Source organism: Pseudarthrobacter sp. NIBRBAC000502772 (assembly GCF_006517235.1).
Taxonomy (GTDB): domain Bacteria; phylum Actinomycetota; class Actinomycetes; order Actinomycetales; family Micrococcaceae; genus Arthrobacter.
Map to the genome: position 1 here is coordinate 1,315,016 of NZ_CP041188.1, position 14,561 is coordinate 1,329,576.

Below are 14,561 nucleotides of genomic sequence, written 5' to 3' on the forward strand. Positions count from 1 at the left end.
CATGGCCCAGCCCACCCTCACAGCCCCACTAAGCGCCGTCCTTCGAGAATGGCTTCCGCACCAGCGGTGGTTCCCCGTGAAGACAGCCGACTTTTCGCTGGAACAGGCAGGCAGCCTGAGCCTTGAAGATGCCGCCGGGCAGGCCCGGCTGGAGATCTTCCTGCTGTCTGTTTCCTCCCGGACGGCCGACGGCGGACTCCGCACTGACGTGGTCCAGGTCCCGCTGAGTTACCGGGCAAGTCCGCTTGCCGGAGCGGAGCGGGCACTGGTGGGCCAGGCTCCCGGGGCCGGCATGGCCTGGATCTACGACGCCGTGCATGATCCCTCCTTTGTGTCCTCCTGGCTGGAGCTGATCCGGTCCGAAGCGTGCTCGAGCACGGGTTCGGCGACGGGCCACCGCACGCGGTCGGAGCACCGCCTGCCTACCGCCCACGGAATGGTCAAAGTCCTGTCTGGCGAGCAGTCCAACAGCTCTGTCATTGTTGACGACGGCGAGTCCGCAGCGATCGTGAAATTCTTCCGCGTCCTCTCCGAAGGGATCAACCCTGAGGTCGAGGTAGGGGCGGCACTGACGGCCCAGGGCACCTTCGAGGTTCCGGCCACGCTCGGGTGGGTCCGCGGGGAATGGCAAGCGCCGGTGTCATCGGAGCTCCCGGCACAGGTGCCATCGCAGGGCGAGCTTGCCGTAGCCCACGAATTCCTCGCGGGCGGCCGCGATGCCTGGCGCCTGGCCGTGGATGCCGCGCGCACCGGTGCTGACTTCACCGCCGAGGCGCATGCCCTGGGAGCGGCCACAGCCACAGTCCACCGGCGGCTGGCGGAAGCACTCGGCACAGCGGTTGAACCGGCCCCGGGTCAGCTCATTGCGCCCGTAGTCGCCCAGCGGGTCCGGCAGGCATGGGGGGAAGCCAGAGCCGCCGTCGGGCCTTACGACGACGCGCTTGAGGCTCTGCTTGGCGAGCTCGACGGCGTGCCGGCAGGGCCGCTGCAGCGGATCCACGGCGATCTCCACCTCGGGCAGATCCTGCAGGTCCCCGGCCACGGCGGCCAGCCCGGCCGGTGGGCCATCCTTGATTTTGAAGGTGAGCCACTGCGGCCCATCGCCGAACGCAACTTCCCCGATGTGCCGCTCCGGGACGTGGTGGGAATGCTGCGTTCCTTCGACTATGCGGCAGGGGCGGCGGAACGCGAATATCAGGGTGCCCGCGTACCGGCGTCCTGGGTCGATGATTGCGCGGACGCGTTCCTTGCCGGCTATGCCGCAGTCACACCCGGCACCATCGACCGGACTTCACCGCTCTTTGTGGCATTGTGGCTGGACAAGGCCCTTTACGAAGTCGTATATGAATTGCGGAACAGACCTGACTGGCTGGCCATTCCAACGAATGCGTCCAGGCGGCTCCTCAGCGTTAAAGGCTCCGGCGATCAGGCCGGAGCAGCATCGGAAGGTATGAAAATGACAGGCTCAGCACGTACAGACCGGCCCCGGGTGCCTCTTCACGTGGACCCGGACACGTTGGCCCGCGTGGCGAACGGCGAACACCACGCGCCGCACTCAGTGCTCGGCGCCCACCTGGACGACCACGGCCATGTGACGGTCCGGACGCTTAAGCACCTCGCGGAGGCAGTGAGCGTGGTGACTGCCGTGGGCTCAGTGCCCATGACCCACGAAAACAACGGGGTATGGGTGGCAGTCCTCGAACCGCTGCAGGCCGGCCACGTCCCCGACTACCGGCTGGAAGTCACCTACGCCGGTGCCGCGCCCCTGACGGTGGATGAGCCGTACCGTTACCTGCCCACCGTGGGTGAAGTGGACCTGCACCTGATCGGCGAGGGCCGGCACGAGAAGCTCTGGGAAGTCCTGGGCGCGCACGTCCAGCACTACAAGTCCTCGCTCGGCGATGTTGACGGCGTCTCCTTCGCCGTCTGGGCACCGAACGCGCAGGCGGTCCGCGTCAAGGGCGATTTCAATGCCTGGGACGGCCGCGAAAATTCGCTCCGCTCGCTGGGGTCATCGGGCGTGTGGGAAGTCTTCCTTCCAGGCGTTTTAGCAGGAGCGTGCTACAAATTCGAGATCAAATCCAAGAGCGGGCACTGGGTCGAAAAGGCGGACCCCTTGGCCTTCGGCACCGAAGTCCCGCCGCTGACGGCGTCTCGCGTGGTGGAACCGTCCTACGTTTTCAAGGACGCCGAATGGATGGCGGCACGCGCCCAGCGTGACCCGCACAATTCGCCGATGAGCGCCTACGAGGTCCACCTCGGATCCTGGCGCCTTGGCCTGGGCTACCGCGAGCTCGCCAAAGAGCTGGTGGACTACGTCAAATGGCTGGGCTTCACGCACGTTGAGTTCATGCCCGTGGCCGAACATCCCTTCGGCGGCTCCTGGGGCTACCAGGTGACGTCCTACTTTGCGCCGACGTCGCGCTTTGGCCATCCGGACGAATTCCGGTTCCTGGTGGATTCCCTGCACCAGGCCGGAATCGGCGTGCTGCTGGACTGGGTCCCGGCGCACTTCCCCAAGGATGCCTGGGCGCTGGCCCAGTTCGACGGCGAACCCCTGTACGAGCACGCCGACCCGAACCTGGGCGAGCACCCCGACTGGGGAACGCTGATCTTCGACTTCGGCCGCACCGAGGTGCGGAACTTCCTGGTGTCCAACGCGCTGTACTGGCTTGATGAGTTCCACATCGACGGACTCCGGGTTGATGCGGTGGCCTCGATGCTGTACCTGGACTATTCGCGCGAAGACGGGCAGTGGTCGCCCAACCGCTTTGGCGGACGCGAGAACCTGGAAGCCATTTCCTTCCTCCAGGAAGTCAACGCCACCGTCTACAAGACACACCCGGGCGCGGTGATGATCGCCGAAGAGTCCACGGCTTTCCCCGGTGTCACCGCCCCCACAAGCCACGGCGGCCTGGGCTTCGGGCTCAAGTGGAACATGGGTTGGATGCACGACTCCCTCAAGTACGCCTCCGAGGACCCGGTCAACCGGAAGTGGCACCACGGTACCTTGACGTTCTCTATGGTCTACGCGTTCACCGAGAACTTCCTGCTCCCCATCAGCCACGACGAAGTAGTGCACGGCAAGGGCTCCATGCTCCGGAAGATGCCGGGGGACCGCTGGCAGCAGCTGGCCAACCTGCGCGCCTTCTTTGCCTACCAGTGGGCGCACCCGGGAAAGCAGCTCATTTTTATGGGCACCGAATTCGGCCAGGAGGCTGAATGGTCCGAGCAGCACGGGCTGGACTGGTACCTGGCCGACATTCCGGCGCACCGCGGATTGCAGCTCCTCACCAAGGACCTCAACGAGCTCTACAGCTCGACGCCGGCCCTCTACGCGCGGGACAACGAGCCCGGTGGGTTCCAGTGGATCAACGGTGGGGACGCCGACCGCAATGTCCTGACGTTTGTCCGCTGGGACAAGGACGGCAATCCGTTGGTGTGCGCCGTCAACTTCTCCGGCGGGCCGCATGTGGGCTATGTCCTCGGCGTTCCCGCTGCCGGGGGCTGGACCGAAGTGCTCAACACTGATGCTGCGGCCTATGGCGGTTCAGGTGTTTTGAATAGCGGTGAGCTGATTGCCCTGGACGAAGGGCTTGATGGCCAGCCGGCATCGTTGACCGTGACGCTGCCGCCCCTGGGTGCGGCGTACTTCAAGCCCGTTCCTTTGGCGGCCGGCGGACCGAAGAGTGTGAACCCGCTCTCTTAAGTGCGCGCCGAAAAGCCCGGAATTCCTTGAGATTCCGGGCTTTTTGCTGCCCTCAGGGTGGGGGTGCAGAGGGCTGTTTGGGGCTTGGTTGGCCATCCCGGCAAAGTGGTGGTAGAGTTTATTTCCGCGCTGCTCCACGGAGTCAGACCGAAAAAACCGACACGAAAGCCTCAGGCTGAGAACGTCGCGGATGCCGGTTTGACAAGAGTGAGACCAGCGGGTAAGTTTGAAAAGTTGCTCCGGAGCGATCCACGGCCATTGAAGTGGTTGTGGTGGTGCCGGGTGTGTCTGTTGTTTGAGAACTCAATAGTGTGCCAAGTTTGTTGATACCAATTTATTGTATTGAATTGGTTGAATTGACTGGATCCGCCACCCCGTGGTGTGGTCTGGTTTTTACAGCTGGTTTCAAATTTTGTGCAGCCATTTTATCCTGTTATTTCCGGGGTTGGTGGTTGTGTCTGTTTTACTTCAACGGAGAGTTTGATCCTGGCTCAGGATGAACGCTGGCGGCGTGCTTAACACATGCAAGTCGAACGATGATCCCAGCTTGCTGGGGGATTAGTGGCGAACGGGTGAGTAACACGTGAGTAACCTGCCCTTAACTCTGGGATAAGCCTGGGAAACTGGGTCTAATACCGGATATGACTCCTCATCGCATGGTGGGGGGTGGAAAGCTTTATTGTGGTTTTGGATGGACTCGCGGCCTATCAGCTTGTTGGTGAGGTAATGGCTCACCAAGGCGACGACGGGTAGCCGGCCTGAGAGGGTGACCGGCCACACTGGGACTGAGACACGGCCCAGACTCCTACGGGAGGCAGCAGTGGGGAATATTGCACAATGGGCGAAAGCCTGATGCAGCGACGCCGCGTGAGGGATGACGGCCTTCGGGTTGTAAACCTCTTTCAGTAGGGAAGAAGCGAAAGTGACGGTACCTGCAGAAGAAGCGCCGGCTAACTACGTGCCAGCAGCCGCGGTAATACGTAGGGCGCAAGCGTTATCCGGAATTATTGGGCGTAAAGAGCTCGTAGGCGGTTTGTCGCGTCTGCCGTGAAAGTCCGGGGCTCAACTCCGGATCTGCGGTGGGTACGGGCAGACTAGAGTGATGTAGGGGAGACTGGAATTCCTGGTGTAGCGGTGAAATGCGCAGATATCAGGAGGAACACCGATGGCGAAGGCAGGTCTCTGGGCATTAACTGACGCTGAGGAGCGAAAGCATGGGGAGCGAACAGGATTAGATACCCTGGTAGTCCATGCCGTAAACGTTGGGCACTAGGTGTGGGGGACATTCCACGTTTTCCGCGCCGTAGCTAACGCATTAAGTGCCCCGCCTGGGGAGTACGGCCGCAAGGCTAAAACTCAAAGGAATTGACGGGGGCCCGCACAAGCGGCGGAGCATGCGGATTAATTCGATGCAACGCGAAGAACCTTACCAAGGCTTGACATGAACCGGAAATGCCTGGAAACAGGTGCCCCGCTTGCGGTCGGTTTACAGGTGGTGCATGGTTGTCGTCAGCTCGTGTCGTGAGATGTTGGGTTAAGTCCCGCAACGAGCGCAACCCTCGTTCTATGTTGCCAGCGCGTTATGGCGGGGACTCATAGGAGACTGCCGGGGTCAACTCGGAGGAAGGTGGGGACGACGTCAAATCATCATGCCCCTTATGTCTTGGGCTTCACGCATGCTACAATGGCCGGTACAAAGGGTTGCGATACTGTGAGGTGGAGCTAATCCCAAAAAGCCGGTCTCAGTTCGGATTGGGGTCTGCAACTCGACCCCATGAAGTCGGAGTCGCTAGTAATCGCAGATCAGCAACGCTGCGGTGAATACGTTCCCGGGCCTTGTACACACCGCCCGTCAAGTCACGAAAGTTGGTAACACCCGAAGCCGGTGGCCTAACCCCTTGTGGGAGGGAGCTGTCGAAGGTGGGACTGGCGATTGGGACTAAGTCGTAACAAGGTAGCCGTACCGGAAGGTGCGGCTGGATCACCTCCTTTCTAAGGAGCACCTACAACCACCCTGCCGGATGCAATGTCCGTGTGGTGGGGTTGTCAGGAGTATATGCCCGTTGCGCAGACGATTGTTCTGCGGCGGGTGCTCAAGGGTGGAATATCAACGAATAGCGGCCGCTTGTTTCTTTCCTCGCCCAGTACGGATGGTTTCCTCGGAAGCTTCTCCTGGATCGGTGTGGGTTGGGGGTGGGTGGTTTAGTGTTTGGCACACTGTTGGGTCCTGAGGCAACAGGGCCGGGTTTTCCCGGTACTTGTTTGTTTCTGGTTTCCTGGCTGCATCGAGCGCGCACTTTTTTGTGTGTGGGGTGTGTGGTTTGGGGTTGTTGTTTGAGAACTACATAGTGGACGCGAGCATCTTTTATAAGAAGCAATTTCCAAGAATTATGAACCTGGATCTGTCTGCACTCTTTTGGGTGTGGGTGGTTTTCATGGTTCTCTCGAAAATTAGCGTTTTTGATCTTTTGTGGTCAAGTTTTTAAGAGCACACGGTGGATGCCTTGGCATTAGGAGCCGAAGAAGGACGTAGGAATCTGCGATAAGCCTGGGGGAGTCGATAACCGGACTGTGATCCCAGGGTGTCCGAATGGGGAAACCCCGCCAGGGGCGCGAGCTGCCTGGTGACCCGCATCTGAACACATAGGGTGCGTGGAGGGAACGCGGGGAAGTGAAACATCTCAGTACCCGCAGGAAGAGAAAACAATAGTGATTCCGTCAGTAGTGGCGAGCGAACGCGGATCAGGCTAAACCGTTCCATGTGTGATAGCCGGCGGGCGTTGCATGGTCGGGGTTGTGGGACTTTCCATACCAGTTCTGCCGGACTGGTGAGGTGTGATGTGCAGGCATAGGTGAACGGTCTTGAAAGGCCGGCCAGAGAGGGTGTGAGCCCCGTAACCGAAATGTTTTGTGCCGCCTGGAGAGTATCCCAAGTAGCACGGGGCCCGAGAAATCCCGTGTGAATCTGTCAGGACCACCTGATAAGCCTAAATACTCCCTAATGACCGATAGCGGACCAGTACCGTGAGGGAAAGGTGAAAAGTACCCCGGGAGGGGAGTGAAACAGTACCTGAAACCGTGTGCTTACAATCCGTCGGAGCAGCCTTGTAGTTGTGACGGCGTGCCTTTTGAAGAATGAGCCTGCGAGTTAGTGTTACGTCGCGAGGTTAACCCGTGTGGGGAAGCCGTAGCGAAAGCGAGTCTGAATAGGGCGTTGCAGTGGCGTGATCTAGACCCGAAGCGAAGTGATCTACCCATGGCCAGGTTGAAGCGACGGTAAGACGTCGTGGAGGACCGAACCCACTTCAGTTGAAAATGGAGGGGATGAGCTGTGGGTAGGGGTGAAAGGCCAATCAAACTTCGTGATAGCTGGTTCTCCCCGAAATGCATTTAGGTGCAGCGTTGCGTGTTTCTTGCTGGAGGTAGAGCTACTGGATGGCTAATGGGCCCTACAAGGTTACTGACGTCAGCCAAACTCCGAATGCCGGTAAGTGAGAGCGCAGCAGTGAGACTGTGGGGGATAAGCTTCATAGTCGAGAGGGAAACAGCCCAGACCACCAACTAAGGCCCCTAAGCGTGTGCTAAGTGGGAAAGGATGTGGAGTTGCGAAGACAACCAGGAGGTTGGCTTAGAAGCAGCCATCCTTAAAAGAGTGCGTAATAGCTCACTGGTCAAGTGATTCCGCGCCGACAATGTAGCGGGGCTCAAGTACACCGCCGAAGTTGTGGATTTCAGATATTAGCTAAGCCGCCCCTTGTGGGTTGGTTCAGGCGTCTGGAGTGGTAGGGGAGCGTCGTGTGGGCAGTGAAGTCGCGGTGTAAACCAGCGGTGGAGCCTACACGAGTGAGAATGCAGGCATGAGTAGCGAAAGACGGGTGAGAAACCCGTCCGCCGAATGATCAAGGGTTCCAGGGTCAAGCTAATCTGCCCTGGGTAAGTCGGGACCTAAGGCGAGGCCGACAGGCGTAGTCGATGGACAACGGGTTGATATTCCCGTACCGGCGAAAAACCGTCCATGTTGAACAGGGGATACTAACCGCCCGAAACCTGCCTGACCGCCCTTGTGGTGGAAGGGTTTTGGTGGAGCGCGGGACCTGATCCTGGGAGGCAAGCGTATTAACAGGTGTGACGCAGGAAGGTAGCCAAGCCGGGCGATGGTTGTCCCGGTCTAAGGATGTAGGGCGAACGGTAGGCAAATCCGCCGTTCATGATACCTGAGATCTGATGGGACCCCCTCACGGGGGGATTTGGTGATCCTATGCTGCCGAGAAAAGCATCGACGCGAGGTTTTAGCCGCCCGTACCCCAAACCGACACAGGTGATCAGGTAGAGAATACTAAGGCGATCGAGAGAATTATGGTTAAGGAACTCGGCAAAATGCCCCCGTAACTTCGGGAGAAGGGGGGCCCCAACCTTGAACACCACTTGCTGGTGGGAGGGGATCGGGGCCGCAGAGACCAGGGGGAAGCGACTGTTTACTAAAAACACAGGTCCGTGCGAAGTCGCAAGACGATGTATACGGACTGACTCCTGCCCGGTGCTGGAAGGTTAAGAGGACCGGTTAGCCTTACGGCGAAGCTGAGAATTCAAGCCCCAGTAAACGGCGGTGGTAACTATAACCATCCTAAGGTAGCGAAATTCCTTGTCGGGTAAGTTCCGACCTGCACGAATGGAGTAACGACTTCCCCGCTGTCTCAACCATAAACTCGGCGAAATTGCAGTACGAGTAAAGATGCTCGTTACGCGCAGCAGGACGGAAAGACCCCGAGACCTTTACTATAGTTTGGTATTGGTGTTCGGAGTGGCTTGTGTAGGATAGGTGGGAGACGTTGAAGCCCGGACGCCAGTTCGGGTGGAGTCATCGTTGAAATACCACTCTGGTCACTTTGGACATCTAACTTCGGCCCGTAATCCGGGTCAGGGACAGTGCCTGATGGGTAGTTTAACTGGGGCGGTTGCCTCCTAAAAAGTAACGGAGGCGCCCAAAGGTTCCCTCAGCCTGGTTGGCAATCAGGTGTCGAGTGTAAGTGCACAAGGGAGCTTGACTGTGAGAGAGACATCTCGAGCAGGGACGAAAGTCGGGACTAGTGATCCGGCGGTACATTGTGGAATGGCCGTCGCTCAACGGATAAAAGGTACCTCGGGGATAACAGGCTGATCTTGCCCAAGAGTCCATATCGACGGCATGGTTTGGCACCTCGATGTCGGCTCGTCGCATCCTGGGGCTGGAGTAGGTCCCAAGGGTTGGGCTGTTCGCCCATTAAAGCGGTACGCGAGCTGGGTTTAGAACGTCGTGAGACAGTTCGGTCCCTATCCGCTGCGCGCGCAGGAAATTTGAGAAGGGCTGTCCTTAGTACGAGAGGACCGGGACGGACGAACCTCTGGTGTGTCAGTTGTACTGCCAAGTGCACCGCTGATTAGCTACGTTCGGATGGGATAACCGCTGAAAGCATCTAAGCGGGAAGCTCGCTTCGAGATGAGATTTCCATACACCTTGTGTGTGAGAGGCCCCCAGCCAGACCACTGGGTTGATAGGCCGGATGTGGAAGCGAGGACTAACGACTCGTGAAGCTGACCGGTACTAATAGGCCGATAACTTACACCACACACCACCCCCGCAAACGGTTCAAAAGCGTTTGCAACCACGGGGTGGTAAAAAGAAAACAAGACTGCTTGCGTCCACTATGTGGTTCCCAAACAACAAACCCAACACCACGGGCTTGTTGCACAGGGAACAAAAAACACAACACAATAACAACACCACACCTGCCTTAACCGGCAGGAGCATGTTGTAACCACAGATTTCCCACCCCCAGCCTCAAAACTGGCGGGCCGGGTAGAAGGGTTACGGCGGTCATAGCGTGGGGGAAACGCCCGGTCCCATTCCGAACCCGGAAGCTAAGACCCACAGCGCCGATGGTACTGCACCCGGGAGGGTGTGGGAGAGTAGGTCACCGCCGGAACATCATTACAGGTCGAGAGCCCCCCAACCACCAGGTTGGGGGGCTCTCCCACGTTAACCACCACACCACAAAACACCCCTCTCACTTAATCGGCCCGTCGCCCGTTGATCGCCTCGCTCAGCGCAGCGGGAACGCCTGCGCTGACCGACCCGATCAGGTTCTGCATCAGCTCGCGCCTTCGTTCGATCCGGGTGACGGTAGGCGGGCGATCATCCGCTGGTAAATCCCCCACGTCGCCTCGACTTCGACATGCTCCTCGGCGGCAAACAGGGCGGTGAACCGGTCCTTCTGCTCGCCGGTGAGTAGGTCGGCGCCGGTGTGCAGGTTCCTCCTGGCGGCGTAGAGGGTCGTCCTTGTGACCGCGGAGGCCGTGGATCGCGAGTTGGACCCGTGTTCTCGATCAACCCCGCCGGACCGATCGACTGGGGTGACCTCGCCGGTGGCGCAGGCTACTTCGACCAGGCCCACTTCGGCCAAGAGTTCCGGGCCTTCACCGGGCTCACGCCGACCCGGTACTTCGAAGTCAGGCGGCGGTTCCTGCGCGAACATCCCGGCCACGCGCTGGACGGCTGGCCGCTGCCAGCCGATTTGAATTCCTACAAGAGCGACAACTCACGACTTGCTAATATGGGGGCACCCCAAAGCAAAGGAGAACCCCGTGGGCAAGGTGGTCATGTACAGCTCGGTGTCGGTGGACGGTTTCATCGCGGACGAGAACGACCAGCCCGGACCCTTGTTCGACTGGTTGACCAGCGGTGATGTCCCGTTGGACGGGAGCGGCGAGTTGAAGGTGTCGCAGACGTCCTACGACTACACCCGGCCGTACTGGGACCAGATCGGGGCGACAATCGCCGGCCGCCACGTCTTCGACCTGACGGACGGCTGGGACGGCAAGCCTCCGGGCGGGATCGACCACGTGGTCGTCGTAACGCACCGGCCGAAGCCCGAGGACTGGGACCCCGAGGCGCCATTTCACTTCGTCGACAGCGTTGAGGCGGCCGTGGCCAAGGCGCAGGAGCTCGCGGGTGACCGCATCGTCGAGGTCGCCGCTGGCGACGTCGGTGGCCAAGTGCTTGCCGCGGGACTGGTCGACGAGGTGCGCATGGACGTCGTACCCGTCGTGTTCGGGTCCGGCAAGCGCTACTTCGGGTCGGTCCAGGCACAGCACCTGTTGGAGGATCCCGACGTGGTGATTCAGGGCAACCGGGTGCTTCACCTGCGCTATCCGGTGCGCCGTTGACCGATCTGAGCGGGTACGCGAAGAAGTCCACTGCGAACGGTGACACAGGATCGGGCCTCCGGCTGCGGTTGCGCATCGCTGCCCCGGGACCGACGCGCCAGCCAACATCCAGCCAGCGATTACACCCTCAACTGTGACGAGCCCTGAAACCCGCAGAAAGTGAGAGAGCGTCGACTGTGGCGGACGCTGGAGCCGCGTAGAGTTGGCGTCCATGGATAACCTTTTCAGCCACGCGGACGACGCCCTCCCCGCTTCAGTTGAGCCCGCAGAGAACCTTGAACCTGTCATCTGCACTGTCACAGTGCCGGGGCCGGTGGCGCAGGCGTTCGCCGGCTTCACGGACCACACGCACTTGTGGTGGCCGCTGGATTCACACGGTGTGTACGGTGCAGGATCTTACGTTGAGTTTGAAGAGAACCTCATCGTGGAGACAGCTGACGACGGCAGGACCGCCGTCTGGGGTTCCATAGATGACTGGCAGCCGCCGCTTTCCTTCCATGCGTCCTGGCATCCCGGGACCACCGCCATCTGGTCCACCGAGCTGCGAGTCGCGTTCAGGGCCGTGGAATCCGGGACCGAGCTGCGCCTGGTCCACAACGGCTGGGAAGGTGCGGAGGATCCTGCCGCAGCGCGCGCCGACTATGCTGCCGGCTGGCCGAAGGTGCTGGACTGTTTCGTGAGGTTCATGGGCGGGGAAGCTTAGGCCTGACGGCCGGCCCTGAATAGCAGCTTGGGACGGACCCGGCTCAGAATGGACTGAGGGCCACGGTCAGGCCGGCGGGACGGCCGTGCTGTTCCGGACGAGGAACTCCGTAGGGTACTCCCGGTCGGTGGCCGCTGCTGACGGTGGCGTGCCCTTGGCAGGCCGCTTCGCGCCGGCGTCGAGCGTTTCCAACAGCATGCGGGCCGCCAGGGCGCCTTGGCCGCGTGCATCCTGGTTGATGGTGGTCAGCCCGAAAACCTCGCCCAGTTCGTGCCCGTCCATGCCGATCACGGAGAGATCCTGCGGCACGCGCAGGCCGAAATCGCGGGCGGCAAGGATGGCCCCGATCGCCATCTCATCGGAGGCTGCAAAAACCGCAGTGGGCCGCCCGGCTGCGGAGGCCAGGAGATTACGGGCACACACATAGGCGCCCTGGATAGTGAAGTCCGCGGACACTACCCATTCGGGGCGGACAGCATGCCCCGCAGCCTGCATTGCTGCCTCAAAGCCAGCGCGGCGTATCCCGGGGAGTTTGAAGTCCTGGTTCAATTCGGCATCGCCGGTGATGTGTGCGATTCGCGTGTGGCCCAGCCCGAGGAGATGCTCGGTGGCTGTCCTGGCCAGGCGGGCGTCATCAATCCTGATGGTGGATGCGCCGGCCAGGGCACCGCCGATGCCGACGATCGGACGGTGGATTGCCAGGAGCTGTTTGATTTCTGACTCGCTCAGGACCAGCGCCACAGCGATGACCGCATCCAGCCGCTTGCGGAGCAGGAAATCGTTCAGGACGCTGTGGCGGCGTTCCGGCCGGTCACCCACGTTGTACAGGGTGAGGTCGTAGCCGGCGTCGAGCAAGGTGCCGGACACGCCCTCCACCACGGACGAGAAGTACCAGCGGTGGATGGACGGGACCACCAGCCCCACGTTGTGGTTACGGCCTGAAGCCAGGCTGGACGCGTGGTAGGACGGGACGAAGCCCAGTTCGTCGGCTGCCGCCTTTGCCAGCTGGCGGCTCTTGGCCGACACATTCGCCTTGCCGCTGAGCGCCCGTGACACAGTGGCGATCGACAGCCCGGCGCGGTCGGCAACGTCCTTGATGCCCGCAGGTCCCACTATGCCGCGTCGCCTCCGCCAACCCGCAGCCAGGCGGTTTCCCCGGACGCCAGGAAATGGGGTGCATCCGAGCCGGAGCCGAACTCAGAGTCAGAGCCGGCGCTGCGGACGAGGACGCTGCCTGCCGGCATCTCCAGCGGTTCGTGGTTGAGGTTCATGAGCACCAGCGTATCGCCGTTCAGGTACGCCAGTGACGAACCGCTGCACCAGTCCTCGGCCCAAGCCAGTGACCCGCGGCCCAAACCCAGTTCGCGGCGCAGCGCCAGCATGTTCCGGTACAGGGAAAGATGCGACGACGGCGATGCGGCCTGTGCGTCCCGTGCCAGGTCCGCGAAGCTCGCCGGCAAGGGAAGCCAGGGATCCTGGCCGGAGCCAAAGCCCAGGTGCCGTTCTGTGCTGCGCCACGGGAGGGGAACCCGGCAGCCGTCGCGGCCCAGCCGGGCCCCTCCGGTGCGTGCGAACGTGGGATCCTGCCGCAGGTGCTCCGGAATATCGATGCCGTCCGGCAGCCCAAGCTCCTCACCCTGGTACAGGTAGGCGGCGCCGGGCAGTCCCAGCATAAACAGGGAGGCGGCGGCTGCACGCCGGCGGCCCAGGGCTGTATCCGGCTGCGGATCGGCCGCACCGATGCCGTCGCCATCGCGCGGACCGGACCCGTTGTAGCCAAAGCGGCTGGAATGCCGGACCACGTCGTGGTTGGAGAGCACCCAGGTGCTCGGTGCGCCCACGGCATCCAGCGCCGTGAGCGAATCGCTGATGACGGACCGGAGCCGGTACACGTCGAGGCCGGCGTGTAAGAACGGGAAGTTGAAGGCCTGGTGCATCTGGTCTGGCCTGACCCAGTTCGCGAGCCGCGGGAGCGGATCCACGTTGGCCTCCGCACACAGAATACGGTCGGGCCCGTACTGGTCAAGAATGACGCGCCAGGCACGGTAGATGTCGTGCACAGCAGGCTGGCCGAACATCGGGGCCTCATGGCCCGGGAAGCCGTGCGAGCTGCCGCCGTCGGCCCGTCCACCCCAGGAAGGCAGGCCCGGTGCCTTGACCAGCGCGTGGGCGACATCCACCCGGAAGCCGGAAACGCCACGGTCCAGCCAGAAACGGAGCACCCGCTCAAATTCGGCGTGCACGGCCGGGTTGTCCCAGTTGAAGTCCGGCTGGGAGGAATCAAACAGGTGCAGATACCACTGGTCCGGCTGGCCGTCGGGTCCGGTGACCCGGGTCCAGGCCGGACCGCCGAAGTGGGACTGCCAGTTGTTGGGCGGTTCGTGGCCTTCATGTCCGTTGCCGTCCCGGAAAATGAACATGTCGCGCTCCGGGCTCCCTGCAGGGGAGGCGAGGGCTGCCTGGAAAGCAACGTGCTGGTCCGAGCAGTGGTTGGGAACCAGGTCCACAATGACCCGCAACCCCAGACGGTTGGCCTCGGCAATCATGACGTCGAAGTCACCCAGGGTGCCGAAGATCGGATCCACGTCGCAGTAATCGCTGACGTCATAGCCGGCGTCGCGCTGGGGGGATTTGTAGAAGGGCGACAGCCAGACGGCGTCCACATCCAGCTCGGCCAGTTGCGGCAGTTCCGCGGTAATCCCGGCGAGATCGCCGATGCCGTCGCCGTTGAGGTCCCGGAAGGACCGCGGGTACACCTGGTAGATGACGGCGGAGCGCCACCAGCCGGGGGCATTGTCGGCATCGTGGATGAGGGTCAGCGGACCTGCCAGCGGAGCTGCGGTGGTGATCATGGAATCAACAGACATGCTGATCAGCTTAGTTGAGCAGCGTCATGATATGGAAACGCTTCCAGCATGTATTTGCTGATGCAATTCGGTGTTCTAG

The 14,561-nt window shown here is 61.4% G+C and carries 5 protein-coding genes, 3 rRNA genes and 1 pseudogene; 6 read left to right on the plus strand and 3 right to left on the minus strand.

The genetic code is table 11. The features are described from left to right. Position 1: 1 nt before the first annotated feature. The 4 genes from NIBR502772_RS06320 (at position 2) to rrf (ending at position 9,672) form a co-directional block, all read left to right on the plus strand. A complete protein-coding gene (locus tag NIBR502772_RS06320) occupies positions 2 to 3,709 on the plus strand; it encodes a 1,4-alpha-glucan branching enzyme (RefSeq protein WP_141139528.1) in 3,708 nt (1,235 codons plus the stop codon). A gap of 468 nt (positions 3,710 to 4,177) precedes the next feature. After that, positions 4,178 to 5,701 (plus strand): 16S ribosomal RNA (locus tag NIBR502772_RS06325). A 480-nt stretch (positions 5,702 to 6,181) separates the two neighbouring features. Next, positions 6,182 to 9,315: ribosomal RNA gene (locus tag NIBR502772_RS06330) — 23S ribosomal RNA — on the plus strand. A gap of 240 nt (positions 9,316 to 9,555) precedes the next feature. Beyond that, positions 9,556 to 9,672 (plus strand): 5S ribosomal RNA (rrf, locus tag NIBR502772_RS06335). Together the 16S, 23S and 5S rRNA genes form the textbook arrangement of a ribosomal RNA operon. A 112-nt stretch (positions 9,673 to 9,784) precedes the next feature. Here rrf and NIBR502772_RS06340 read toward each other — a convergent pair. Further along, positions 9,785 to 10,069, minus strand: a pseudogene (locus tag NIBR502772_RS06340) (ISL3 family transposase); the annotation flags it as partial. A gap of 261 nt (positions 10,070 to 10,330) precedes the next feature. On the opposite strand from NIBR502772_RS06340, the gene NIBR502772_RS06350 reads away from it, so the two are divergent. After that, positions 10,331 to 10,912, plus strand: a complete 582-nt coding sequence (locus NIBR502772_RS06350) for a dihydrofolate reductase family protein (RefSeq protein WP_141139529.1) — start codon at positions 10,331 to 10,333, stop codon at positions 10,910 to 10,912. Positions 10,913 to 11,123: 211 nt separating this feature from the next. After that, positions 11,124 to 11,615 carry an SRPBCC domain-containing protein gene (locus NIBR502772_RS06355; protein ID WP_141139530.1) on the plus strand — a complete coding sequence of 164 codons (492 nt, stop codon included), beginning with the start codon at positions 11,124 to 11,126 and terminating at the stop codon, positions 11,613 to 11,615. A gap of 66 nt (positions 11,616 to 11,681) precedes the next feature. Here NIBR502772_RS06355 and NIBR502772_RS06360 read toward each other — a convergent pair whose 3' ends face one another. Both NIBR502772_RS06360 and NIBR502772_RS06365 read right to left on the minus strand, forming a co-directional pair. Then, entirely contained in the window at positions 11,682 to 12,728 is a 1,047-nt protein-coding gene (locus NIBR502772_RS06360; protein WP_141139531.1) for a LacI family DNA-binding transcriptional regulator, read from the minus strand. Then, positions 12,728 to 14,482 (minus strand): glycoside hydrolase family 13 protein, encoded by a 1,755-nt coding sequence (locus tag NIBR502772_RS06365; protein ID WP_141139532.1) that lies wholly within the window; start codon positions 14,480 to 14,482, stop codon positions 12,728 to 12,730. Before NIBR502772_RS06365 ends, NIBR502772_RS06360 begins: the two co-directional genes overlap by 1 nt. Between the last annotated feature and the right edge of the window lie 79 nt (positions 14,483 to 14,561).

What these genes read in the sequence shown, in the direction of transcription:
- NIBR502772_RS06320 (WP_141139528.1), top strand. Translation starts at nt 2, where the DNA reads ATGGCCCAGCCCACCCTCACAGCCCCACTAAGCGCCGTCCTTCGAGAA.
- NIBR502772_RS06365 (WP_141139532.1), bottom strand. Translation starts at nt 14,482, where the DNA reads ATGTCTGTTGATTCCATGATCACCACCGCAGCTCCGCTGGCAGGTCCG.
- NIBR502772_RS06355 (WP_141139530.1), top strand. Translation starts at nt 11,124, where the DNA reads ATGGATAACCTTTTCAGCCACGCGGACGACGCCCTCCCCGCTTCAGTT.